The organism is Pantoea leporis (genome assembly GCF_028048155.1).
In the GTDB taxonomy this organism is placed as follows: Bacteria; Pseudomonadota; Gammaproteobacteria; order Enterobacterales; family Enterobacteriaceae; genus Pantoea; species Pantoea leporis.
Genome location: NZ_JALMEU010000001.1, coordinates 1,084,663 through 1,109,303 on the forward strand (window position 1 = coordinate 1,084,663; position 24,641 = coordinate 1,109,303).

At 57.4% G+C, this 24,641-nt stretch carries 22 protein-coding genes; 7 read left to right on the forward strand and 15 right to left on the reverse strand.

Annotated features, from left to right (window positions below; all coding sequences use genetic code 11):
• Nucleotides 1–65: 65 nt before the first annotated feature.
• Nucleotides 66–1,037, forward strand: coding sequence for a LysR family transcriptional regulator (locus MWH02_RS05105; protein ID WP_192236582.1), 972 nt, complete (start codon nucleotides 66–68; stop codon nucleotides 1,035–1,037).
• A 241-nt stretch (nucleotides 1,038–1,278) separates the two neighbouring features.
• Here the strand turns inward: MWH02_RS05105 and MWH02_RS05110 are convergent, their stop codons facing one another.
• Both MWH02_RS05110 and MWH02_RS05115 read right to left on the reverse strand, forming a co-directional pair.
• Entirely contained in the window at nucleotides 1,279–1,797 is a 519-nt protein-coding gene (locus MWH02_RS05110) for a GNAT family N-acetyltransferase (protein ID WP_192236583.1), read from the reverse strand.
• The gene (locus MWH02_RS05115; RefSeq protein WP_271460015.1) at nucleotides 1,794–2,357 is read right to left on the reverse strand and encodes a helix-turn-helix domain-containing protein; all 564 of its coding nucleotides are present in this window, start codon (nucleotides 2,355–2,357) and stop codon (nucleotides 1,794–1,796) included. Before MWH02_RS05115 ends, MWH02_RS05110 begins: the two co-directional genes overlap by 4 nt.
• A gap of 151 nt (nucleotides 2,358–2,508) precedes the next feature.
• On the opposite strand from MWH02_RS05115, the gene MWH02_RS05120 reads away from it, so the two are divergent.
• Together MWH02_RS05120 and MWH02_RS23135 are read left to right on the forward strand one after the other, a co-directional pair.
• The gene (locus tag MWH02_RS05120) at nucleotides 2,509–3,243 is read left to right on the forward strand and encodes a MerR family transcriptional regulator (RefSeq protein ID WP_101763312.1); all 735 of its coding nucleotides are present in this window, start codon (nucleotides 2,509–2,511) and stop codon (nucleotides 3,241–3,243) included.
• 81 nt (nucleotides 3,244–3,324) lie between these two features.
• Nucleotides 3,325–3,432 carry a YohO family small membrane protein gene (locus MWH02_RS23135; RefSeq protein ID WP_494338314.1) on the forward strand — a complete coding sequence of 36 codons (108 nt, stop codon included), beginning with the start codon at nucleotides 3,325–3,327 and terminating at the stop codon, nucleotides 3,430–3,432.
• Here MWH02_RS23135 and MWH02_RS05125 read toward each other — a convergent pair.
• From MWH02_RS05125 to osmF, 4 genes are read right to left on the reverse strand one after another with little or no spacing between them, the layout of a single operon-like run.
• Nucleotides 3,413–4,144, reverse strand: a complete 732-nt coding sequence (locus tag MWH02_RS05125) for an ABC transporter permease (protein WP_110865787.1) — start codon at nucleotides 4,142–4,144, stop codon at nucleotides 3,413–3,415. The genes MWH02_RS23135 and MWH02_RS05125 overlap by 20 nt on opposite strands.
• Nucleotides 4,144–5,079 (reverse strand): ABC transporter ATP-binding protein, encoded by a 936-nt coding sequence (locus MWH02_RS05130; RefSeq protein ID WP_217547183.1) that lies wholly within the window; start codon nucleotides 5,077–5,079, stop codon nucleotides 4,144–4,146. The genes MWH02_RS05125 and MWH02_RS05130 overlap by 1 nt, the downstream gene beginning before the upstream one ends.
• Nucleotides 5,072–6,238, reverse strand: a complete 1,167-nt coding sequence (locus MWH02_RS05135) for an ABC transporter permease (RefSeq protein ID WP_271460016.1) — start codon at nucleotides 6,236–6,238, stop codon at nucleotides 5,072–5,074. The genes MWH02_RS05130 and MWH02_RS05135 overlap by 8 nt, the downstream gene beginning before the upstream one ends.
• Nucleotides 6,239–6,241: 3 nt before the next feature.
• Nucleotides 6,242–7,150, reverse strand: a complete 909-nt coding sequence (gene osmF / locus MWH02_RS05140) for a glycine betaine ABC transporter substrate-binding protein OsmF (RefSeq protein ID WP_101763148.1) — start codon at nucleotides 7,148–7,150, stop codon at nucleotides 6,242–6,244.
• 215 nt (nucleotides 7,151–7,365) lie between these two features.
• On the opposite strand from osmF, the gene MWH02_RS05145 reads away from it, so the two are divergent.
• On the forward strand, nucleotides 7,366–8,832 hold the full coding sequence (locus MWH02_RS05145) for an MFS transporter (RefSeq protein WP_271460017.1): 1,467 nt from the start codon (nucleotides 7,366–7,368) through the stop codon (nucleotides 8,830–8,832).
• A gap of 39 nt (nucleotides 8,833–8,871) precedes the next feature.
• On the opposite strand, the gene idi is transcribed toward MWH02_RS05145, so the two are convergent.
• From idi to MWH02_RS05160, 3 genes are all read right to left on the reverse strand, one after another.
• The gene (gene idi, locus MWH02_RS05150; RefSeq protein WP_271460018.1) at nucleotides 8,872–9,405 is read right to left on the reverse strand and encodes an isopentenyl-diphosphate Delta-isomerase; all 534 of its coding nucleotides are present in this window, start codon (nucleotides 9,403–9,405) and stop codon (nucleotides 8,872–8,874) included.
• Nucleotides 9,406–9,616: 211 nt separating this feature from the next.
• On the reverse strand, nucleotides 9,617–11,512 hold the full coding sequence (locus MWH02_RS05155; RefSeq protein ID WP_271460019.1) for a methyl-accepting chemotaxis protein: 1,896 nt from the start codon (nucleotides 11,510–11,512) through the stop codon (nucleotides 9,617–9,619).
• Nucleotides 11,513–11,664: 152 nt separating this feature from the next.
• On the reverse strand, nucleotides 11,665–12,777 hold the full coding sequence (locus tag MWH02_RS05160; protein WP_271460020.1) for a suppressor of fused domain protein: 1,113 nt from the start codon (nucleotides 12,775–12,777) through the stop codon (nucleotides 11,665–11,667).
• Nucleotides 12,778–13,002: 225 nt separating this feature from the next.
• On the opposite strand from MWH02_RS05160, the gene MWH02_RS05165 reads away from it, so the two are divergent.
• On the forward strand, nucleotides 13,003–13,296 hold the full coding sequence (locus MWH02_RS05165; RefSeq protein ID WP_271460021.1) for a hypothetical protein: 294 nt from the start codon (nucleotides 13,003–13,005) through the stop codon (nucleotides 13,294–13,296).
• Nucleotides 13,297–13,299: 3 nt separating this feature from the next.
• On the opposite strand, the gene MWH02_RS05170 is transcribed toward MWH02_RS05165, so the two are convergent.
• Nucleotides 13,300–14,163 carry an oxygenase MpaB family protein gene (locus MWH02_RS05170; protein ID WP_192414235.1) on the reverse strand — a complete coding sequence of 288 codons (864 nt, stop codon included), beginning with the start codon at nucleotides 14,161–14,163 and terminating at the stop codon, nucleotides 13,300–13,302.
• A gap of 115 nt (nucleotides 14,164–14,278) precedes the next feature.
• On the reverse strand, nucleotides 14,279–16,576 hold the full coding sequence (gene bglX / locus MWH02_RS05175; protein ID WP_271460022.1) for a beta-glucosidase BglX: 2,298 nt from the start codon (nucleotides 16,574–16,576) through the stop codon (nucleotides 14,279–14,281).
• A gap of 154 nt (nucleotides 16,577–16,730) precedes the next feature.
• Here bglX and dld point away from each other — a divergent pair, with 154 nt between their 5' ends.
• Nucleotides 16,731–18,440, forward strand: a complete 1,710-nt coding sequence (gene dld / locus MWH02_RS05180) for a D-lactate dehydrogenase (RefSeq protein ID WP_271460023.1) — start codon at nucleotides 16,731–16,733, stop codon at nucleotides 18,438–18,440.
• 133 nt (nucleotides 18,441–18,573) lie between these two features.
• On the opposite strand, the gene MWH02_RS05185 is transcribed toward dld, so the two are convergent.
• The 3 genes from MWH02_RS05185 to MWH02_RS05195 all read right to left on the reverse strand — a co-directional run bounded on the left by MWH02_RS05185 (nucleotide 18,574) and on the right by MWH02_RS05195 (nucleotide 23,112).
• Entirely contained in the window at nucleotides 18,574–21,015 is a 2,442-nt protein-coding gene (locus MWH02_RS05185; RefSeq protein ID WP_101763157.1) for a DUF3772 domain-containing protein, read from the reverse strand.
• Between the two features lie 254 nt (nucleotides 21,016–21,269).
• A complete protein-coding gene (pbpG, locus tag MWH02_RS05190; protein WP_137385419.1) occupies nucleotides 21,270–22,199 on the reverse strand; it encodes a D-alanyl-D-alanine endopeptidase in 930 nt (309 codons plus the stop codon).
• 325 nt (nucleotides 22,200–22,524) lie between these two features.
• Nucleotides 22,525–23,112 (reverse strand): Yip1 family protein, encoded by a 588-nt coding sequence (locus MWH02_RS05195; protein WP_101763159.1) that lies wholly within the window; start codon nucleotides 23,110–23,112, stop codon nucleotides 22,525–22,527.
• A 166-nt stretch (nucleotides 23,113–23,278) separates the two neighbouring features.
• On the opposite strand from MWH02_RS05195, the gene MWH02_RS05200 reads away from it, so the two are divergent.
• Nucleotides 23,279–23,854, forward strand: coding sequence for a DedA family protein (locus tag MWH02_RS05200; protein ID WP_271460024.1), 576 nt, complete (start codon nucleotides 23,279–23,281; stop codon nucleotides 23,852–23,854).
• On the opposite strand, the gene MWH02_RS05205 is transcribed toward MWH02_RS05200, so the two are convergent.
• Nucleotides 23,855–24,631 carry an SDR family oxidoreductase gene (locus MWH02_RS05205; RefSeq protein WP_110865774.1) on the reverse strand — a complete coding sequence of 259 codons (777 nt, stop codon included), beginning with the start codon at nucleotides 24,629–24,631 and terminating at the stop codon, nucleotides 23,855–23,857. It abuts the gene before it with no gap.
• Nucleotides 24,632–24,641 lie beyond the last annotated feature (10 nt).

The following is a 24,641-nucleotide window of genomic DNA, read 5'->3' on the forward strand; positions in this document are numbered from 1 at the left end:
TAAATAGGGCCTATTTCAGGTTCACTGTACTTTCACCGCAATTATTCCGGAGTTGAATAGCAAAAATGGAAAGTAAAGTTTCCCAGTCCGGAAACAATGCAAATAATCGCAGCGATAATGCGGTTCTGGCACTGAGTAATATCGATTTAAAATTACTGCGGGTATTTAAATGCGTGGTAGAAGCGGGCGGATTAACCGCTGCCAGCCACGAATTGAATATTGGTCTGGCGGCGATCAGTAAACAGGTTTCCGATCTGGAAATTCGTCTCGGCATGACGTTATGCAGCCGCGGACGCGAAGGTTTTGAGTTAACGCAGTACGGCATCAACGTCTACCAAGCCACGCTGGAACTGTTCGTCTCGCTGAATCTGTTTCGCGAGCGGCTGCACAACAGTCGCAATGAACTGCTGGGTGACATTGCCATTTGCGTGGTGGATAACACCATCTCCGACCCGCAATCACCGGTCACCGCGGCGGTGCAACAGCTGCACCAGAAAGCGCCAAAGGTACAAATTCGACTGCAAACTGCGCAATTAGATGATATTGAGCGCGGCATCAGTGAAGGCCGTTTTCATTGTGGTATTGCACCGGTTTATGAAATGAAAAGTGATTTTGATTACTTCCCGCTTTATAAGGAATATTCAAAATTATATTGCTCTATGTCACATCCTTTATATTCGGGATCGTGCGATAAAAATATATCGCTGGACATATTACGTGAGCAGAAAATTATTAATCATTTATATGTGACGCCGCGCGACGATCGTCGCATCATTCCCTTACAGGACAGCGGCGTGCAGGCGGTTCAGGTTGAATCTGTCGCCATGCTGATTTTAACCGGCCATTTTATTGGTTATTTACCGGAACATTATGCCGCCGCGTTTATTGCGCGTGGGCAGCTGTGTGAGTTGGGTGATGATTCGACTCGCCGTGAAAACCCGTTTTGTTTGATGATGAAGAAGGGCCGCAAAATAAACCCGATTATCCGGCTGTTTATGCAGGCACTCGGGATTGGCGAGGCGGAAGGACCGCACTGAGTTGGTGCATTTTGGGATTGTGCTCGCTATCCCCGGTCTGTGCTCGCTGTCCGTCCAGGTTTGTGCTCGCTTTCCCCGGTCCGTGCTCGCTGTCCCCCATCCCGGCCTTCCCCCGCAAGCGGGGGAAGGAGACGCTGCCACATGCAGCTTCATCACTGACATATGGCAGCATCTTCCTCCCCCATTTATGGGGGAGGACCGAGGAGGGGGACAGCGAGCACAATCACAATCACAATCACAATCACCCCAACACCTTATACATCACCGTAGTCGCATCCAGCACACCTTCGGTTGACTCGGCATACAGCGGAATTGAACCAGCAATCTGCCAATCCATCGACAAATAGAGATCCGTTGCCACGTCGCCGCTGCGCGTGTCCAGCACCAGCAGGGTTTTTCCCTGCTGTGCCGCCAGCTGTTCCGCCTGCTGCATCAGGCGGCGCGCGATGCCCTGACGTCTGGCGCGGGGATGCACCAGCAGCTTACTGATCTCCGCCCGATGGCGACCGTTCGGCATTGCGCTGAATCCCACCATCACCGTCGCCACAATCACGCCCTGCTGATACGCCACCAGCAACTGATTGTCGCCGCTCGCCAGGCTGTAAATTTTGTCCTGCCAGAAGCGCTCAATGGCCGCGCGATCGTCCGCATCAATAAAGCCTACGCTGGCGCCATCGGCGACGCAGCCCTGTAGCACATCACACAATGCCGCCAGCAGCGGCTGCGCCTGGGTGGCGCTAAGAGGTTCGATATCAATCATGGTTTGCATACCACCAAAATGTAGCGCGCGCCGCCTTCGGCATGGGCGGCAAACGCGGATTTGCCAGTGAGATGAAAGCGCAGACAGTCGCCTGCCTGCAGCGTCCAGTGCTGATCGTCCATGCTGATGGTCAGCTCGCCCGATTGCAGCCAGATGTGCTGCTCCAGTCCCTGAATCGGCGGCGCATCGTAATCAATGCGCGCGCCAGGACGCAGCACACCTTCCACCACTTCCGCTTTAAAGTGGCTGGCGGGCGGTGATACGTTGCGGCGCTGGAAGCCGCTGGCGTCATCGCGCCATACCGGCTGTTGCGCCGCTTTCAGCAGCAGCGCGGCCTCCTCTTCCACATCGCTCAGCAGGCGCGACATGGTCAAGCCGTAGGCCACGCAAAGGCGGTTAAGCAAAGCGGCTGTGGGGCTCGTTTCGGCGCGTTCAATGCGCGACAACGACGCCCGACTGATGCCGGTCGCCATCGCCAATTCATCTAATGACCAACCGCGTTGTACGCGTAATTCAGCCAGTCGCGCCGCCAGTCGATCGTCGGTATCCGAAGCAGACATCTTCACCTCTCATATACGGGAAATAAATCTCACATATGAGATATGACCTTAAATAAATAAAGCGGTCAAGTTGTACAATTAAAAAATCATTGTACAACCCAGTCGTGGGGGTTAAGGTGTTGTTATGCAGGTCAGAATTTTTGAGGACTTTATGGCCTTATACAGTATCGGGGATGTGGCCGAACGCTGTGGAATCAACCCGGTAACGCTTCGCGCCTGGCAGCGACGTTACGGTCTGTTAAAACCCCAGCGTACCGAAGGTGGTCATAGGCAGTTTGATGATGAAGATGTTCAGCGTATCGAAGAGATAAAGCGCTGGATAGAGAGCGGCGTGCCTGTTGGCAAAGTGAAAGCGTTGCTGGAAGGCGCCACGGTCAATGTGGATGACGGTTGGTCGGCGCTGCAGGAAGAATTGATGAGCGTACTGCGCCACGTTCGCCCGGCGAAATTGCGCGTTAAAATTGCCAATATTGGCCGGGAACATCCGGTGGATGCGTTAATCGATCACGTGTTCGTGCCGGTTCGCCAGCGTCTTGGTTTAGATCAGAACACCGCGCGCACCATGTGCAGTCTGCTTGATGGCGCGCTAATTGATTATGTGGCGTTTTGTCTGGCCTGTGGACGTAAAAAAGCCGGTAAAGATGCCTTGATGCTGGGTTGGGCGGTGGAAGATCGTACCCGCATCTGGCTGGAAGCCTGGCGTTTGTCGCAGCAAGGCTGGCGCATGGATGTGCTGGCGGAGCCTCTGGACATGCCGCGCCCTGAGTTATTCCCCGGACAAAACCTGTTTATCTGGACCGGCAAAAAGCCGACGCGTCGTCAGGTCGAGCAGTTTGAACACTGGCAGGCGCAGGGTTTTGCCATTCACCTGCACGATCCCGCATAAGTAAAATCGCACACACGGCCTTTGCCTGGCGTGGTGTGCGCGTTATCATGCCGCCCTAAATTTCTTTTCTCAGGTCTCCTCATGAACTGGAATAAACTCCTTATCGGTTCCCTGTTTGCCATCATGGCGCTTGGCGGCATGGGTGGCATGATGCTGGTCGGCTACAGCCTCATTGTGCATACCCACTAAGTTTGCGCTGCACGCGCTCTAGCAGGCGATCGCAAATCAACGCCAGCAGCGCCACCAGCAGCGCGCCCTGAATCACATAGGCGGTGTTAAAGCCGCTAAGACCGATAATCACCGGCGATCCCAGACTCTCCGCGCCCACCGTGGAGGCGATAGTTGCCGTGCCGATGTTGATCATCACCGAGGTTCGCACGCCCGCCATGATCACCGGTGCCGCCAGCGCCAGCTCAATCTGCCACAAGCGTCGCCACGGCCCCATGCCGAGGCCGACCGCGATTTCACGATTGCTGGCCGGTACGCTATCTAAACCTGCCAGCGTGCCCTGCAAAATCGGTAGCAAGCCGTAGAGAAACAGCGCCATTACCGCGGGCGTGGCACCAAACCCCATCACTGGCACCGCAATCGCTAACACCGCAACCGGCGGAAAGGTTTGCCCGGCCGCCGCCACGGTTTCCAGCAGCGGACGAAAGGCGCGCCCGGCGTGACGCGTAGCAAACACCGCACAGGCAACGCCGACCAGCAACGCCAGCAGGCTGCCGCTGACCACCAACGCCAGATGCGCCAGCGCCAGCCGCCAGAAACTCTCCTGCTGATACAGCGGACGCTCGAGCTGTGGAAACCAGTGAGCAAACAGCGGACCGCTGTGCGGCAAGCCCCACAGCAGCAGCAGAAAGGCCGCCAGCAGCCAGTAGAGCGGATCGCGTAACAGCCGCATCAGCTCGCCTCCCGCTGGCGCAGCAGATCGCTGAAGTGCAGCACGCCCAGCGGCTGTTGCTGCTGATCGATCACCGGCAATTTATCGGTGCGGCGCGCAATAAATTGCGACAGCGCTTCACGCAGCGTCAGCGATTCGGCAATCGGTTCGGCGTCCAGCCATTCACCGCGTCGCGCCGCGCTGCCCGCACGTCCCAGCGCCAGCAAACGCACGCCGAGCTCGCTGCGACCAAAGAACTCGCGGGCAAAGTCGTTCACCGGCTGCGTCAGCAGATCGATTGGCCTGCCCTGCTGCACGATTTCGCCGCCGTCCATCAGCACCAGCTGATCGGCCAGCGTCAGCGCTTCGTCGATGTCGTGCGTCACCAGCACCACGGTGCGACCGGACATTTTCTGAATGCGCAGCATCTCGTGTTGCAGCGCCAGACGGTTGACCGGATCGAGCGCGCCGAAAGGTTCATCCATCAGCAGCAACTCGGGATCGGCCGCCAGCGCACGCGCCACGCCGACGCGCTGCTGCTGTCCGCCCGACAGCTGATGCGGCATGCGCGTCGCCAGATGGCTGTCGAGATTGAGCAGCGCCAGCAGCTCATCGACGCGTTGAGTGATCTTCGCCTGCGGCCAGCCGAGCAGCGAGGGCACGGTGCCGATGTTCTTCGCCACGTTCCAGTGCGGAAACAGGCCAATCGACTGAATGGCATAACCGATGCGGCGGCGCAACGCGCGCGCATCCATGTTTTCGATGGCTTCGCCAGCAAAACGGATTTCGCCGCTGTCGTGCTCCACCAGCCGGTTGATCATCTTCAGCGTGGTCGATTTGCCCGAACCGGAGGTGCCAATCAGCACGGTAAAACTGCCCTTCTCAATCTTCAGCGACAGGTTACGTATCGCCTCTTTGCCAGCGAACACTTTGCTCACCTGGTGAAATTCAATCATGACGTCTCTCCAGCAGTGCCGACAGTAAACGCAGCAGCGCATCAAAAATCACCGCCAGCGCCACCACCGGAATCACGCCGAGCAGCACCAGATCCAGCGCGCTGCTCAGCAATCCCTGAAAAACAATGGCGCCGAATCCGCCCGCCCCAATCAGCGCCGCGACAACCGCCAGGCCCACGGTTTGCACCACTACCACGCGCAACCCGGAGAGCCACACCGGCAGCGCCAGCGGCAGTTCGGCGTGCCAGAACTGTTGCCACGCGCTCATGCCCATGCCGCGCGCGGTTTCACGCACTTCCTGCGGCACCTGCTGCAAACCGGCCACCACGCTGCGCACCAGCGGCAGCAGCGCGTAGAGCACCAGCGCAATCAAGGCCGGTGCAATACCGATGCCGCTGATGCCCCAACGGGCCAGCAGCGGAAAATGCGCCACCAATCCCGCCAGCGGCGCAATCAGTAAACCGAACAGCGCCACCGACGGCACCGTTTGAATCAGGTTAAGCACGCTAAATGCGGCATTCTGCCAGCGCGGACGGCGCGCAATCGCCAGCCCGAGCGGCAATCCGATGATTATCGTCGGCAGCAGCGTGCCGCCCAGCAGCCACAAATGCTGCGTGAAGGCCGCATCAAACACCGCCGTGCGGTTGGCGTACTCTTTCAAAAGCGAGAGACGATCAAGATGACCGCTGAGTAACAGCGCCAGCGGCAGCAGCCAGATTTGCAGGTTAAGTACGATGCGCCAAGGGGTACTGCGGGTGATTTGCCGGACCGCTTCCGCCGCCAGCAGCAGCGCCAGCGCCGCCGCACACCACAAGCCGCTGCCAAACGCGGTGCGCGCCAGCGGGCTCCCGCTGTTCGCCAGTTGCGTGGCCTGTTGTCCGGCCAGCCAGATGAGTAAGGCCAGCAGCACTTCCGCCGCCAGCAGCACCGATATCGCGTGAATGCGGCGCGGCGGCCACCACAAGCTCTGCCACAGCCACAGCAACGGGATGAACAGCAGTATGCTGTTGGTCACCTGCCATAACGTCAGCGGCTGGCCAGAGACCAGCCGATTGGCGGCAAAGCTCAATAGCGGCAAGGCAAACAGCGCCAGCGTGATAAGCGCGATTAACACCAGCAGCACCGGCTGCTGGCGCGGTCGGAATAACAACGACGACACTGCTTACAGCAACTTATTGGTCTGTAGCCACTGTTTCGCGACCTGGCTGGCATCCTGACCATCCACCGCGATCTGCGCATTCAGCTGCTGCAGGGTTTTCTCATCCAGCTTGCTGAAGACCGGCTGCAGCCAGTTGCCGATGTCCGGATATTGCTTGAGCACGCTTTCGCGGATCACCGGCGCAGGGGCATAAATCGGCTGCACGCCTTTCGGATCGCTCAGCGTTTGCAGGCCCAGCGCCGCTACCGGACCGTCGGTGCCGTAGGCCATCGCCGCGTTCACGCCAGAGGTTTGCTGCGCCGCCGCTTTGATGGTCACGGCGGTGTCGCCACCGGCCAGCGACAGCAGCTGCGCCTGCTCCAGTTTGAAGTTGTAGGCTTTTTCAAACGCCGGTAACGCATCGCTGCGTTCGATAAATTCCGCCGAGGCAGCCAGTTTGAAAGTGCCGCCTTTTTTCAGGTAAGCGCTGAGATCGTCCAGCGTGTTGAGGTTGTTCTTCTGCGCCACGTCGCCGCGCACCGCAATCGTCCAGGTATTGTTAGCTGGCGCGGGCGTCAGCCATACCAGATGATTTTTCTCGGCGTCGAGTTTTTTCACCTTCTCGTAGCCCTGCTGGGCGTTCTTCCACGCCGTGTCTTTCTCATCGTTGAAGAAAAATGCGCCGTTGCCGGTGTATTCCGGGTAGATATCCAGCTCACCGGCGGTGATCGCGCCGCGCACCACTTGCGTGGTACCGAGCTGGATTTTATTGACGGTTTTTACCCCATGTTTGTCCAGCACCTGCAGAATAATGTTGCCGAGCAGCGAGCCTTCGGTATCAATTTTGGAACCAACTTTCACCGGATCCGCCGCCTGCGCTGCACCCATGCTCATTGCCAATGCCATCATTCCCAATAAACCCTGCTTTATCATCCCGCTTCCCTCATTTGTTTTCATTGTGTGACTATCAAGCGTAGCCTGGCGAAAGGGGATAGGCGCGGTCAAGCGGCTTACTTCGTGCTTTTTTTGCTATCAATTGCCTATCGGTTATAACCAAAACGCAGCACATATAACCAATTGGAATTTTCGATGTTAAGACGGCGGCTTATGCTCACAGTCCCACTCATTACAATAAATTACAAAACATCATGACCGACTTAGCTTCTCCGGCGCACGTCGCGCAGGCAGGGAATGTCCCCACCGGTGAGACCAAATGGATCCGCAGCGCGGCCGATGTCTCCGGGCTGGTGAACAACAGCAACGAATCGCGCAGCAACGCGCGCATCGTGATCGCGATTGCGCTGGGCGGCGTGTTCCTTGACGCCTACGATCTCGGCGCATTGGCGTTTGGCATCAAAGACGTGACGCGCGAGTTCCAGCTGACGCCCGCAGGCACCGGCATGGTGGCATCGGCGATTACCTTTGGTGCGATTGTCGGGGCGCTGATTGGCGGCTACCTCACCGACAAAATCGGTCGCTATCGTGTGTTTATGGCCGACATGTTTTTCTTCGTGGTGGCAGCGTTAGCCTGTGCGTTCGCGCCAAACGAATATGTGCTGGCCGGTGCGCGCTTTGTGATGGGCCTCGGCGTCGGGATCGACTTACCGGTGGCGATGGCGTTTCTCGCCGAGTTTTCGAAGCTGCGCGGGCAAGGCAATAAGGCCGCCAGCGTGGCGATGTGGTGTCCGACATGGTACGCGGCGATCAGTATTTCCTACCTGCTGGTCCTGCTGCTGTATGCGGTGTTGCCCGAAAGCCACACCGATTGGCTGTGGCGTTTGATTCTGGGTTTTGGTGCGGTGCCTGCGCTGCTGATCATCGCCATTCGCAGCCGTTACATGAGTGAGTCGCCGATTTGGGCAGCCAATCAGGGCAACCTCACAGGCGCGGCGGAGATTCTGCGCAACTCTTACAACATCAACGCGCAGGTGGCGGATGACGCCGATCTGACGCCGCAGAAAGCGGTACGTAAAGCCAGCTGGCGCAACTACGGCGCGCTGCTGCAGGGCGTCTATCGTCGTCGTACCATTCTGGCAACCGTCACCTCCATCGCCTCGTCATTTGCCTATAACGCGGTGGCGTTTGGCCTGCCGGTGATTATCTCCAGCTTCTTTGCGCAATCGATGCTGACCACCATTCTGGTGTCGCTGGCGCTGAATCTGCTGTTTGCTTTTGTCGGCGGCTTGCTGGCGGTGCGGCTGGTGCCGCGTCTGGGCGCGTGGAAGATGTCGGTGGCCGGTTACGCTTGTCAGTGCGTGGCGCTGCTGGGATTGGCGTTGATTGGTCGTCCGGAAGGCGGCGAACAGGCGGCGGTGGCGATTGCCATGCTGGCGCTGTTCCTGTTTGGTCAGGGGTTTGGTCCCGGCTCGCACACCATGACATTTGCCTCGCTAAGCTATCCGGCTTCGCTGCGCGGCGTAGGCGTTGGCTTCAACCAGACGCTGATGCGCGGCAGTTCCACCGTGTCGCTGTTCGCCTTCCCGCTGCTGGTGGCGGCGTTTGGTACCGGCGTGTTCTGGGTGATTTTCCTTGCGCCGCTGATTGGCTTACTGGCGCTATTGGCGATTCGCTGGGAGCCGTCGGGTTACGACGTGGATGCGGAAGATTTTCAGTGATGGATTAACAGAGGTCGCCATAAATGGCGACCTTCGTCTTTAAGCCGTCAGGCGAAACTCGCCCAGCGTATTGGGAATGCGCGGGAAGGTATGCAAAAACCACGGCGTGAACTGCGCCGGATTCTCCTGCATCTCCTGCTGAATCTGCGCAATCGAGCGATAGCACCATGCATCCGTCTCCTCCGGGTTGAGGACCGGCTGCTCATCGCTGATGGCGAAGAACACGTGCCCATATTCATGCTCGGTCAAGCCGTTACTCAGCGGCAGGTTGTAGCTCAGCTCAAACACCGGCGTTAACGCAACATTCATGCCCATCTCTTCACGCAAACGGCGCTCGGCGGCATCGCGCGTGGATTCCTGCGGATAGGGATGACTGCAGCAGGTGTTACTCCACAATCCACCACAGTGATATTTAGTGCTGGCACGGCGTTGCAGCAGCACTTCATGGCGCGAATTGAACACGTAAACCGTCACCGCGCGATGCAGCAATCCTTTTTCATGCACTTCCAGCTTTTCCATTTTGCCGATAGGGCGATCGAGGTGGTCAACGAGAATAACTTCAATGGCGGGCATGACAACTCCTTCGGAAAATTCGCAGCTATTGTACACAACCTCCAAAGGGTTGATGGAGGAAATAGCGCACATTCCGTGCGTTAACGTGGGCACATTAAAGCGTAGCAGCCTGCGGAGAATTCAGCATAAAAAAGCGGGGAATGGCGTTAATAGAGAAGATGTGTGCGGTGTGTGAGAAGGTCGCCATGCATGGCGACCAACTCCACAAAACTTACAGCTTAAAGCTTTGTACCACCTGCTCCAGCTGCACGCTTTGCTGCTGCATCGACTGCGCGGCGGCTGAAACCTGCTCGACGAGCGCGGCGTTCTGCTGAGTGCTGCCGTCCAGCTGGGTAATCGCCACGTTAACCTGATCGATGCCCATGCTCTGCTCGCGGCTCGCTGACATGATTTCGCTCATCAGCGTAGTCACGCTGCTGACGCCCTGCATCAGCTCATCCATGGTTTGCCCGGCCTGCTCCACCAGTTGGCTGCCGGTATCAATATTCGCCACCGACTCCTCAATCAGCTTCTTAATTTCACGCGCCGAGTTAGCCGAGCGCTGTGCCAGGTTGCGCACTTCCGAGGCCACCACGGCAAAACCGCGCCCCTGTTCACCGGCGCGCGCCGCCTCTACCGCGGCGTTCAGCGCCAGGATGTTGGTCTGGAAGGCGATGCTGTCGATGACGCTGATGATATCAACCACTTTGCGAGAAGAGTGATTAATCGCGCCCATGGTGGTGACCACCTGACGCACCACTTCGGTGCCGCGTGCCGCAACCTGCGACGCGCCATCCGCCAGCTGATTCGCATGCGTGGCGTTATCGGCGTTCTGACGCACCGTGCCGGTCAGCTCTTCCATTGATGCTGCCGTTTCAACAATCGAACTGGCCTGCGATTCGGTACGCGCCGAGAGATCGGCGTTGCCGCTGGCAATTTCACGCGAAGCCGCCGTAATCGCCAGCGCGCTATCGCCCACCTGACGCATCAGGCCTTGCAGATAGGCGATGAACTGGTTGAAGCTCTGCGCCACGGCGTTGAATTCCGGGCTATTACTGGCGGGCAGACGCTGCGTCAAATCGGCACCGCCGGTCGATAAGGCTTCAATGTTGCTGTTCAGCACCGCGAGGCGTTTCATCATGGCGCGCACAAAGCCCAGCAGCACCAACAGCAGGATCACCGCCAGCGGAATCTGCACCAGACCCAGACGCGTCAACATGCTGTGAGTTTGCGCATCCAGCAAGCTCGACGGCACATCGCTGGCGAGATACCACGGGCTACCGGCAATCGCCTGCACAAACAGCGTGTGTTCGCCATCTTCACCTGTAAAGGTGGTTTGTGCGGGCTGGCTGCCCGCCTGCGCTAACAGACCTTTTAACGCGGACGCCATCGGCAGCTGGGTATCGGCGAGGTTTTCCAGCTTCGGCGCACCATCCACCAGCGCGGCGTTACCCACCACTTTACCGTCGGCTTCAACGATCAGTACGCGGCCCTGAATCGCCTCACCCATCTGTTTTGCCAGCTGGTTGAAGAAGCCGAGCGTCACGTCAATGGTCGCCACGCCCCATACGGTGCCATCGCGATAGATCGCCATCGCGCAGTTGGTACGTGGCTGCGGGCTGGCAGCATCCTGATAGGCTTTTGCCCATGCGCACTGGCCCTTCGGCGCGCTCAAACCATCTTTGTACCAGGATTGCTCCCAGTATTTGTCGGCGGCGTCCGAGTTCCAGTAAGTGTTGACCTGCAGCTGGTTACTGGCGTTGCGCGCAAAGAACGAACTGTCTTTCTCTTTGGCCGGATCGCGACGGTTCGGTAACGGCCAGATGCCACCGCCGAACACGTTGCTGTCCTGATATTGGTTAACTAAGGCGGGCAGCAAGGTATCAATGGCTGCGCTATCCATCACGCCTGCGGCTTCGGTAATGGCGCGCTGCTGTGCCTGTACGCGGTTCATCTGCTCGACGATGCGTCCGGCCAGACCGTCTACTTCGTAACGCACCAGACGACTTTCATTTTCGGAGAGTTGCGGAGCGATAAACTGATTAATTACCAGCACGGTAATCAGCATCAGACCGGCAAAAAAGGCGACCAGCGTCGCGGTGAAACGGGATTGTGTTGTTTTGAACATTATGTGTGCCCTTACCCTGGTTGGCGAGTTGCCTGATCGAGGTTAACGGCGTGTTAATGGGGAACTTGAGGTGAGCACGATCACAAAGCAGTGAAATAGTTGATTTGGGTGATAATTTAAAATCGTAGGGTCGGCATCGATGCCGACCTGATTTACGGAGCGGGAGTTTCAACCACTTCCTGGCGCGGCCGGAACACATGATTATTGCCGTCCGCCAGCAAACGTTGCAGCAGCTGCTGCCCACCGCGATCGTCAGCCTGCGCAAACTGGCGTTCGGCTTCGGTAATTGGCGTGGACCACAGCAGATTCACGCGGTCGCCATCGCGTTTCGGCAGGCGGAATTGCGCCGCTTCGGGAGCGAGATCGTTGGCCAGCAGGAAGCTTTCAAAGCCAACCGGCGCCACTTCCGACGCCAGCGTATGCCCTTCGCCAATCCAGGTCAGGCGCGCCCACGGCAGATGGGCAAACTCAGCCAGCGCGCTCGCCATCTGCACTGCATTGGCTTCGGTCATCACTTCACCGTTTACCGCCATCGCCAGCTCGACGCGGCGATACTGCGGCGCCAGCTCGTCAAACAGGTGATCCACCTGCGGCATCGGACGGATCCCCATGCCCAGCGTCAGGAAATACCAAACGCCATTGTGCAAGTGCTGCGAAATCGCCATTGGCGGCCAGTTGCCTTGATCGATGGAGTAATATTTTACCGATTCGCCAAACTGCGCCTGATAACACTGCATCAGCTCGCGCTGCACCACATCCCACAAGTGTCCGTCGTGCCAGTCACGCCAGAAGTGACGCTGCTGTTCAGCGCGCGCGTAGTAATCGTTGGTGGAGGCCGATCCCAGCGGTGCGGTCAGGCGATTCTCTTTGATGCAGGCAGCAGAAAAACTCACCTGCTTATCCTGATACAGGCTCCAGCCGGGGATCACCGCCAGCAGCTGGCCGTAATACCACAGCGCGGCGCCGTCGTCGCTGGGCTCCCACAGCACCTGTAAGCCGGCGGGATCGAGCATCGGCTCGGCTTCCAGCGTGCGGCAATACTCGGCACTCAGCAGCGGCGCGATGCCCTGCTCCATCGCTTCACGATCTTCCTGCGCGGGCGCAGGCAGCAGGTTACGCAGCCAGCAGCCGCGCACCGCGTATTGGCTGCGAAACAGGTCATTCGGCCAGATATAAAAATAGGCCGTACGCGCATCCTGCTCGACGATCGCGGTTAGTGTGTGTTGCTGATTCGGCACCTCAGCAATCAGAGGTTGGTGGGTCATAACGCCTCGATATTACCTGGAGGAATCCATTTTCCCCGAGAATAGAGCAGGATCGGCACTCGTGCCATGTGACACAAGGGTAAAACTCTCAAAGTGCCAGAAGGGAAAGATGAGTGCGGCTTATCAATTGCCGCTTAACACGCTGACAAGCTTCAGATTAATTTGCGATTCTTTTACCATTTCGCGTGATATGGTTTGCGCATTCACCTCTTTGGAGCTGCCATCATGGTGCTGCAAAACCTCGATCTGAACCTGCGTGACGTGGTTATTTTCGCGATGTTGGTGTGGCTGTTTATTCGTTATACATGGGTGATGACGTCGCTGACGCTGTTGCTGAGCGGCGTGGCGTTGCTGGTGTTATTACCGCTTGATATCTATTACAGCCTGCTGCCGCTGGCGCTGATTGGCCTCGGACTTGGCATGATGCTGCACCATTATCAGCAACGTCAGCTGGCACTAAAACGTGAAGCACGCACACCGCGCACTTACACGCAGAAAGAGGATGAGCTGCATTTGTAACGCTTAGCGGCCCATGCGCTGCATGGCGCGGGTATAAGCGCCGCGCTGAATCGACCAGCGCAGCAGCCCGGCAATCACCGCCATTTCCCGATCCACGCGCCACTGCGTCAGCGGCCCAACCGGCTGCTGAATCTGCTGTTGTGCCCAGTCAGGCAACAATCCCATTCCCGCTTTCAGCATCACGCGCATTGCCGGTTTCGCCTGCCAGCTAGGTGCAGGCGCGTTAATCAGCAACTGCATCACCTCCAGCGTGCGCGCATCACAGAGCAACTCGGGCCGCATCATCTGTAGATACGCCTCAACCGCCTGCACGCTTTTCGGCACCCGCTGTGCGCCAAGCGCTTCGGCAACTAACGCCGCTTCCTGATAGTAACGATCCTGATCGGCCAGGCTGAGCTGCGGATTTTTGTAGCGCAGATGCGCCGCCAGAAAACGGCTGGTTTCCGCGACGTGTACCCAGGTGAGCAGATGCGGATCGCTGGCGGCATACGGCTTGCCCGCGTTATCGACACCGGTGACGCGCAGATGAATCCGTTTGACGCGGTCGATGAGGATGTTGGCATCGGCGGTGTTACCGAAGGTGGTGACGGCGATAAACTGGCTGGTGCGACGCAGGCGGCCCATCATGTCCTGCCGGAAATTGGAGTGATCCCACACGCCCGCCAGCGCCGCCGGATGCAGCATCTGCAGCATCAAGGCGCTGATACCGCCGCACAGCATGGAGGGGAAGTCGCCATGGACGCGCCAGATAACGTGGTCCGGGCCAAATAAGCCGGGATCGCCAGGCGGTTGCGAGATGTCGAATTCGTTGAGTGACAGGCCGTTGAGGCGGAAGACTTGCTGTTGGATGCGTTCGCGGATGTTCATGGGTTTGTGCGCTCATTGGCCTGGTCGACATGAATGCCGACCCTACAAATCACCGAAGCATAACATGTAGGGTCAGCATTCATGCTGACCGAGCGAAAGAGCGCAACAATCTTACTTACAGATAATCAAACTGCGCATCCTGCGTGCGCACTGAATCCAGTCCAATCATCACGTTGAATTTGCCTGGCTCGGCAACCTGCTGCATCTTCTGGTTCCAGAATTTCAGCGCATCAACGTCGATCTTAAACTTCACGGTCTGCGATTCACCGGCTTTCAGCATGATGCGCTGGAAGCCGCGCAGCTCTTGCACCGGACGGCTAATGCTGGCGACCGGATCGTTGAGATAGAGCTGCACCACGGTTGCACCATCGCGTTTACCGCTATTGGTCACGGTCACTGACGCTTCCACCGAGCCGTTACGCGGCATAGTGCGTGACGACATCTTCACCGGCGACACCGTGAAGCTGGTGTAGCTCAGGCCGTAACCAAACGGATAAAGCGGACCGTTCACCGCATCGTAGTAGTGCGAGGTGTACTTGTTCGGCTTGGCGAAGTTGTAGGGACGACCGGTTGGCAAGTGGTTGTAGTAAATCGGAATCTGGCCCACCGAACGCGGGAAGGAGACCGGCAGCTTGCCCGACGGGTTGTAATCGCCGAACAGCACATCGGCGATCGCGTTGCCGCCTTCAGTACCGCTAAACCAGGTTTCCAGCATCGCATCGGCTTGCTGATCTTCCTTCACCACCGTCAGCGGACGGCCGTTCATCAGCACGATCACCAGCGGTTTGCCGGTGGCCTTCAGTGCGGCCAGCAGCTTCTGCTGACTTTCCGGGATCACCAAATCGCTGCGGCTGGAGGCTTCATGCGCCATGCCCTGCGCTTCACCCACGGCAGCCACCACCACATCAGCTTTTTTCGCCTGCGCTACCGCTTCGTCAATCAGCTCCTGCGGTGAACGCTTGTCCACGCTGACCGCCTGCTCATACAGATTGAGGAAGTCCTGAATGCCTTTGTTGTCGGTGATGTTAGCGCCTTTGGCGTACAGCACCGTACCTTTGCCCGCCATCGCATTGCGCACGCCTTGCAGCAGCGGAATCGACTGTTTCGCCACGCCGGCGGCCGACCAGCTGCCCATGATGTCGCGCTGGCTATCCGCTAGCGGACCCACCAACGCAATGGTGGCGTCTTTCTTCAGCGGCAGCGTTTCGCGCCAGTTTTTCAGCAGCACAATGCTTTTACGCGCCACGTCACGCGCTTCGGCGCGATGCAAACGGCTTTCCGCATTGGTGTCCTGCGGATCGCCCTCTTTCGGCCCTAAATGACTGTAAGGATCGTTAAACAAGCCCATCTCATATTTGACGTTCAGCACATGGCGCGCGGCATCGTCCACTTCCGCCATGCTCACCGCGCCGCTCTTCACCAGGCCCGGCAGATATTTGCTGTAGTACTCGTCGCTCATGCTCATGTCGATGCCTGATTTCATCGCAATGCGCACCGCATCCTGTGGATCGCTGGCTACGCCGTGTTTAATCAGTTCTTTAATCGCACCGTGATCGCTAATGGTGATGCCTTTGAACTTCCAGTCGCCGCGCAGGATGTCTTTCAGCAGCCAACTGTCTGCCGTAGCCGGCGTGCCATTCAATGAGTTAAGCGCCACCATCACGCCACCGCTGCCGGCATCCAATGAGGCTTTATACGGCGGCAGATAATCCTGGAACAGGCGCTGCGGGCTCATGTCGACGGTGTTGTAATCTCGTCCACCTTCCACTGCGCCGTAGGCCGCGAAGTGCTTCACGCTGGTCATGATCGAGTAGCGATCCGCCGCGCTTTTGCCCTGCATGGCTTTCACCATGCTGCTGCCCATTTGCGCGCTGAGGAAGGTGTCTTCACCAAAGCCTTCCGAGCCGCGTCCCCAACGAGGTTCGCGGGACACATCAACCATCGGCGCCCACGTCATGTTGAGGCCGTCATCCGCGGCTTCATAAGCAGAGACGCGTCCCACCTCAGCGATGGCATCCAGATCCCAGCTTGCCGCCAGGCCAAGTGGAATCGGGAAAATGGTGCGCTGACCGTGCACCACGTCATAGGCGAAGAACAGCGGAATTTTCAGGCGGCTGAGCTGCATCACCTGATCCTGCATGGCGCGGATATCCTGACGCGTCACGGTGTTAAAAATTGCCCCGACCTGACCGTGCTGAATCATGTCGCGAATCGCCGATTTTGGCGTATCCGGTCCTACGCTGATCAAACGCATCTGCCCGATTTTTTCATCAAGGGTCATTTTGCTGAGCAGCTGATTCACAAAGGCGTCGCGCGCCTGTTCAGTCATCGGATGTGGGCCAAACAGATCGTCCGCGAAAGCGGGTTGCATGGCTAAGGAGACAGCGAGGCTAACAGAGTAAATCCATTTCATCAGGTCGGGTTCTCTTAAGTGACTGCGCAATATCGAAATAACCGGGGCAGTTTGCCACAAGATGAGGATAGCAGGTAGCCACCATGTCACACCGCGCTCCTGTCGCTGGCGCATGCTACAGTAAAAGCGCCATGTTAAAGACAAGGATAGGCCAATGAATAACAACACTTCGCACCCTACTCTGCTCGCCGAACTGCGTCGTCTGGTCGGATCGTCGAACCTGTTAACCGACGCGGAACAGACCGCGCGCTACCGTAAAGGTTTTCGCTCGGGCGAAGGCGAAGCACTGGCGGTGATTTTCCCCGGTTCGCTGCTTGAGCTGTGGCGTGCGTTGCAGGCGCTGGTGAGCGCCGATGCGATCATTTTGATGCAGGCCGCCAACACCGGCCTGACCGAAGGTTCCACGCCAAACGGCAACGATTACGATCGTCCAGTGGTGATCATCAGCACCTTGCGTCTGGATAAGTTGCAGCTGATCGACAACGGCAAACAGATCCTCGCCTTCCCCGGCAGCACGCTGTATCAGCTGGAAAAAGCGCTGAAGCCGCTTGGCCGCGAGCCGCATTCGGTGATCGGTTCCTCCTGCATTGGCGCCTCGGTAATGGGCGGGATTTGCAATAACTCGGGCGGTTCGCTGATCAAACGCGGTCCGGCCTACAGCGAAATGGCGCTGTTTGCGCAGATTGATGCCAGCGGCAAACTCAAGCTGGTGAACCATCTCGGCATCGATCTCGGCCATTCGCCGGAAGAGATGTTGGGTCGGCTGGATGACGATCGCTGGCAGCAGAGCGATGTGCGCTGGGATGAACGCCACGCCTCGGATCATGAATACGCCGAACGCGTGCGCGATATCCATGCAGAGACGCCAGCGCGCTTTAACGCCGATGAGCGTCGCCTGTTTGAAGCCTCCGGCTGCGCCGGTAAGTTGGCGGTGTTTGCCGTGCGTCTGGATACCTTCCCCACCGAACCGCAGCAACAGGTGTTCTACATCGGCACCAATAATCCGGCGGAACTGGGCGATATTCGCCGCCATATACTGGCGGAATTTACCCATCTGCCGGTGGCGGGCGAATATATGCACCGCGACATTTTCGACATCGCCGAGGTGTACGGCAAAGATACTTTCGTGATGATTGATAAACTTGGCACCGACAAAATGCCGCTGTTTTTCACCCTGAAAGGCCGCGTGGATGCCTGGCTAGGCAAGCTGAACTGGGTGAAACCGCATCTCACCGATCGTTTATTGCAGCGCGTCAGCAGCTGGCTACCGGCGCATCTGCCTAAACGCCTGAAGCAGTATCGCGACAAATATGAGCATCACCTGATGCTGAAGATGTCCGGCGACGGCGTCGCCGAAGCGCAGGCCTATCTGACCGAATATTTCCGCGAAGGCGGCGGCGCGTTCTTCGCCTGTGACGCCAAAGAGGGTGCGCACGCGTTCCTGCATCGCTTTGCCGCCGCCGGTGCTGCGGTGCGCTATCACGCGGTGCATGCCGATGAAGTGGAAGACATTCTGGCGCTGGATATCGCGCTGCGTCGTAATGATGAAGCGTGGTTTGAACGCCTGCCGCCCGAGTTCGATAACGATCTGAGCCATCGTCTCTACTACGGCCACTTTTTCTGCCACGTCTTCCATCAGGATTACATCGTGAAAAAAGGCGTGGATGCGCATGCGTTAAAAGAGAAGATGCTGGCGATTTTAGCCGCGCGCGGCGCCGAGTATCCGGCCGAGCATAACGTGGGCCATCTGTATCAGGCGAAACCGCAGCTGCAGGCGTTTTATCAACAGCTCGATCCCACCAACAGTTTTAATCCAGGAATTGGGAAAACCAGTAAGCAGAAAGGTTGGGCGGTCATAAAATAAACAACGATGTGGCCGTGTGTTAGGCCCCATCTTTTCCGATCCGTAGCGGCGCAATTAATTGCGTTGTTTTGACCTTTTCATCGCAGTCAAATTGCGCGATAAATCGCGCCGCTACAGTGGTGCAATCACGTCATTATGGCAACGGATCGCTTTGCTGATCTTGTGCTGCGGCCACGGCGCGGCGCTCGATGATCATGGTCTGCGGCGTCGATAGCATAATGCCCTCTTTGCGCAGACGCGTCAGAATATCGAACAGCAGATCGCTCTTGGCACCGGAAATCTGGCGTTGACCGGCAACGTTGCCGGTGACGCTCAACACGATACCCGCTGGCGTCAAATCTTTGAACGACACGGACGGCTCCGGCGTCTCCAGAATACGTTCGTTCTCCTGATACACTTCCAGCAGAATTTCACGCACCCGCACCGGATCGATATCCAGCGGGAACGTCAGCAAGATGGTGACCACGCCCTGCGCGTTACCCATGGTGGCGTTACGCACGTTCTGCGAAATAAATTGCGAGTTCGGCACAATCACCGTCGATTTGTCGCCGAGCTGAATTTCGGTGGCGCGCACGTTAATACGACGGATATCCCCTTCAATGCCGCTGATGCTCACCAGATCGCCCACTTTCACCGGACGCTCGGTTAACAGAATCAGGCCGGAAATAAAGTTCTTCACAATCTCCTGTAAGCCGAAACCGATACCGACCGACAAGGCGCTCACAATCCACGCCAGTTTGTTCCACTGCAGGCCCATAATCGACAGCGTCAGCAGGATAATCAGCACGTAACCGATATTGCTGAACAGCGTCACCAGCGACACACGCATGCCGACGTCCATGGTGGTTTTGGGCAGGAAATCTTTATCCAGCCAGCGACGCACCGAACGCAGCACGTAAATGCCCACCACCAGACAGAGAATCGCGTTCACCATGTGTGCCGGCACAATGTTCAGCGACTCCAGCCCTTTGCCGCCCCAGAACTCAATCACCTTCTGGATCAGCTCAATCGGCGTTGATGAGGCAAAGGTGCCGTTCAGCAGTGCCAGCGCCAGAATGGCAATCAGCACGGTTTTACCCAGCGCGCTGAGCAGCGTCGCCGCCTGTTGCAGGTAACGCTCATCAATATTCAGCGTGGTTTGCAGGCGCTTGCCGGTGGCATTGCTGGTGGAGAACAGGCTTTCGCAGCCGTCATTCACCAGATGGCTGAGGAAGTAGAACGAACCAAACAAAATGCCGCACCAAATCACTTCATAGCTAAGGAAGCGCGCCAGCGTGACGTAACCGATGATCAGTGAAATCAGGATGCCGAGCGCCGTCAGCATCAGCGCCAGCTGCACCAATCCCACCAACGTTGAACGCGCTTCAGGCTGCTGACCTTCCTGCACCATGCGGCGGCGTACGCGGTTGATGCGCATGCCGATCGCCAGTCCGGTACTGCCAATCAGCAGCGCGGTCAAGCCGTTAGCAAAAATGGTGGTATTCAGGCTGGTGCCGACGCTGTAGTTGAAGGCTTCCACCGTCTGGAAAATAAACACCAGCGCCGCAGTGAACGGCGGGAACGGCTTCAGGGCTTGCGCGACTTCGTTGGAGATGGCCGGCAAACGCCAGCTTGGGCGACGTGTGGAGAGGAACGCGCGGCCTAAACCGGCAATCAAGCCGCAATAGACGCTGAGCTGCACCAGCCGATCAACAAAATCCTGCACATCACCCGAGACTTCATCACGGCGCGTAAAGGCCAGCGCGATGAAGTTAAAGGTGATCACCACCGCGGCCAGCGTGGTGAGCGCGGTGGTGGCGGCGAGGAAGCTGCGACGTAAGCGCCCTTCCGGCATCTTATGAATGCTGACCCAGGCAAAGAACTCTTCGCTGTAGCGACGGCCCAGCGTCATCACCAGCATCGCGGCAAACAGCCAGGCCACGGTGCCGAAACGCCAGCCAGATTCCCACGACAGCGCGGCGGTGTCCTGCAATTCAGTAATGAACTCGCTGATCTTCTCGCCATCAAGATCCTGACTGCTAACCAGCGGCGCCCAGAAGCGCGGGCCAAGGATACTGCCAGAGTTCAGCGCCAGCTGGCTTTTCAGCTGGTCACGACGCAGGTTGACGATCTGCGATGACAGCACCAGCGCACCGTTTTTGATGCCATCGGCTTGTTTGATCTGATCGTCCAGCTTGGCTTTCTGGCTCTCCAGCGCCGCACGTTTGCGCGTCACTTCAGGCGTCTCTTTCACGCCGCTATCGGCTTTCGGTGCCGGGCCAAGAACCGCCAATTGTGCATCCAATTGCTGGCCCTGCGGGATCAACGCCTGGCCGAGGGTTTCGGCATTACCGGAAAGCTCCAGCGCCATCTCATTAAGCTGGTTGAGCTGGCTTTCATTGGTATCGCCCGAGACCTGGCCTTTAATTTTGTCGAGAATTTTCTGCATCTTAGGCAGCTCGACCGAGGCATTCACCTTGGGTGCGGCGTCCTCTGCCTGATCGTTGGGCGGCGTATCTGCGGCCACGCTCAGCGTGGGAGCTAACAGCACAAGCAGCAGTAAAAACGGGGTAAACAGATGACGAAACTTGAACATATGAATGAGATTCCAGCGTAATAACAGCCGATAAACGCAAGTGCGATCGTGAATGGCGGCTAGTTTAAGACGTTGCCGACACTGAAACTATAGGAATGAAGGTGTAAAACTTTGGCGCTAACGATAAGCGTTTTTGCAGATGAGCGTAACAACACAACGCACAATCTGTAGCGGCGCAATCTATTGCGCATCCTGCAGAATCTGCAATGGGCAATAGATTGCGCCGCTACGGTATGTGCGTGCTTTAAATCCAGTTATTCATTATTCGCGGTCAAACCTGACTTCTGCTTCTTATACGCCAGCGCAGCGGCCGGAACCGGTGCGGCTTTGCCGGTTTCCAGCCAGTCGCGCAGACGGTTAGCATCGGCAAAATGGGTGTATTTACCAAAGGCATCCAGCACCACCAGCGCCACCGGACGGTTGTTGATCACCGTGCGCATCACCAGACAGTGCCCGGCTTCATCGGTATAACCGGTTTTGGTCAGCTGGATGCGCCAGTCGTTTTTGTACACCAGATGATTGGTGTTACGGAACGGCAGCGCGTAGCTCGGATGTTTGAATACGGCGGTGTCTTCTTTGGTGGTGCTCAGTTCGCCAATCAGCGGGTACTGTCGCGTGGCTTTCAACAGCTTGACCAGATCTTCCGCGCTGGAAACGTTCTGAATCGACAGGCCCGTCGGCTCGACATAGCGCGTGTGCGTCATGCCAAGTGAGCGTGCTTTGGCGTTCATGGCGCGAATAAACGCATCGTAACCGCCCGGATAGTGATGCGCCAGGCTGGCGGCAGCGCGGTTTTCCGAGGACATCAGCGCCAGTAGCAGCATGTTGCGGCGGCTAATTTCGCTGTTCAGTTTGACGCGGGAGAACACGCCGCGCATCTCAGCGGTATGGCTGATATCCACCGACAGCATTTCATCCATCGGCAGTTTGGCATCCAACACCACCATCGCCGTCATCACTTTGGTGAGTGAGGCGATCGGACGTACGCGGTTAGGATGGCTGGAAAACAGCACTTTGTTGTTTTCCAGATCGACAATCATGGCACTGCCGGAGGCGATTTGCGGTTGGGCAATCGGCGCCAGGTTTGCGAGTGCCGCCGGCGCAGCGAGCGCGGGCGTTATAGCGGCTGGCGCGGCGACAAACAGCGCCAGCGACAGCAAGGAAATACGCATTTTTGCAGACATCGTGTCAAAAAAATCCGGTCAGGAGTTTTGCGCTGTGTTGAGACACAGGCCGCCCGCAACAATCCAGACGGGATGCGGGCTGGCAGCAGTATCATACGCACTTACCTGAGAAATTTCTTATTGAGATTGTTTCCGGGCGTTAAAAAGGTCGCCATGGATGACGTGATGCTCGTCCATTAAGATATGAAAATCCCTGATTACCGAAAGCACAGCTTGTAGCGGCGCAATTCATTGCGCGATAAATCGCGCCGCTACGGAAGGTGCGGTGATTTGATACGGCGCTTACCTGATCGGCATTACGCCATTGATGCCGACCAGGCTTTCCTCAGAACAATCGTGGCCCGTAACCCCACAAAACCACCGTCAGCGCCAGCAGCACTTCAAACACCAGCACACCAATCGCCAATGTCGATCCGGAGAAGCGCAAGCTCTCATCACGGTCGATGCTCAGGAACACCGGGATGCCGACGTAAAGCAGATAACCGGTGTAAACCAGCGCCATCGCGCCCACCAGCACGCACAGCCACACCAGCGGATAGAGCGCCACCAGCCCGCTGAGGAATAGCGGCGTGGCCACATAGCCGGCAAACACCGTACAGCGCTGCAAGCTGGGACGCTGCGGATAGTTACGCGCCATCCAGTGGATCACGCGGCCCATTACCGCCACGCCGCCGAGGATAATCAGATAGAACAGAATGCCGAGACCGATACCGGTCAGTAGATTGAGTTGTACGAACTGCCCTTCGCCCAGATTCCAGCCCAGCTGCGTGGTACCGATAAAGGCGCAGATCACCGGGATCGCCGCCATTAGCAGAACATGATGGGTGTAATGGTGCGAAACGCTCTCATTTTCCTGTTTAATATCGCGCATTTCCTGACCTGGATGCGCCAGTAAACCCCAGACATGATTCATACATTTACTCCTTTGCTGCGATGGGCTGCCCTTACAGCCAACGGCCTGATCAACGGAGGCAGCGTTAGCTCAAGTATAATCGTCGGCGCCGTTTTTGCGGGGCGCCACACAAATTAAGCCGCTGGTATACACTAATAGCGATTTCACACTTTGCAGGGAGGATAATTTGCATCTCGATATCAATGGATTAATCACCCAATACGGTTATCTGGCGCTGCTGATTGGTTGTATTGCCGAAGGGGAAACGTTCACGTTGTTGGGCGGTGTGGCGGCGCATGAAGGCTTATTGCACTTCAGCGGCGTGGTGCTGGCGGCGATGGTCGGCGGCATTATTGGCGATCAGCTGCTGTTCTGGCTGGGACGCCGTTATGGCACGCGCATTTTGCGCCGTTTCAGTAAACATCAGGAAACAATTGGTAAGGCTAAGCGCCTGATTCAAAAACACCCGAGCCTGTTCGTGATTGGCGTGCGCTTTATGTACGGCTTCCGCATTGTCGGGCCGATCATTATTGGCACCAGCCGCCTCAAGCCGCTGCGTTTCTTCATTCTGAACGTGATTGGTGCGGCGCTGTGGGCGCTGATCTTTGTCTCGCTTGGCTACTTTGCCGGACAGATTGTCGCGCCGTGGCTGCACAAGATCGATCAGCACCTCAAGCCGCTGTTGTGGCTGGCGGCGGCGGTGATTTTTGGCATCGTCTTGCGTTACATCATTCGCCACTGGAATCACCGCCGCGCCGGTTGATTACGAGTGGTACCCCTTAAACTGCGGATTGGCCAACATAAAACCACCGTCGACAATAAACGATTGTCCGGTGGTATAAGTTGCCCACTCCGAACAGAGCCATGCCACTAAACTCGCCACTTCACGCGTATCGCCGGGACGCCCAATCGGGATTTCCGGCATACGTCGTCCTTGCTGGTCATCTTTCATATCGTTCATCGCCGTGGCAATTGCGCCCGGTGCGACCGCGTTCACCAGAATGTGGTGCGGTAAAAGACTCAACGCCATCGATTTGGTCAAGCCGCCGAGCGCATGTTTGGCAGCGGTATAGGCGGTGGCATCCGGCAGCGGCGTGTGTTCATGCACCGACGTAATATTGATGATGCGTCCGCCGTCGCCCTGATCAACCATATGGCGCGCGGCAATCTGCCCGCAAAGAAACGCGCCATCGACATCCACGTTGAACACTTTGCGCCAATCCTCAAAGGTGACATCGAGAAAGTCGGCTTTGGTCATCACGCCGGCATTACACACCAATACGTCAATGCGCCCCAGCGAGTTGATCAGCTGCGTCAGTTGCTGTGCGCCGGCTTGTGGATCGGAGAGATCAACCTGCCGCACCTGCGCCTGCTGTCCACGGCTCTCCACCATGCGCGCGGTTTCCTGGGCGCCCTCTTCATCCGAACTCCAGGTGATGCCCAGCGTATAACCCGCTTCGGCCAGCATCACCGCACAGCTGCGGCCAATGCCTGAACTGGATCCGGTAACCACAGCGACTTTCTGTTTTCCTAAGCTCATAACATTCTCC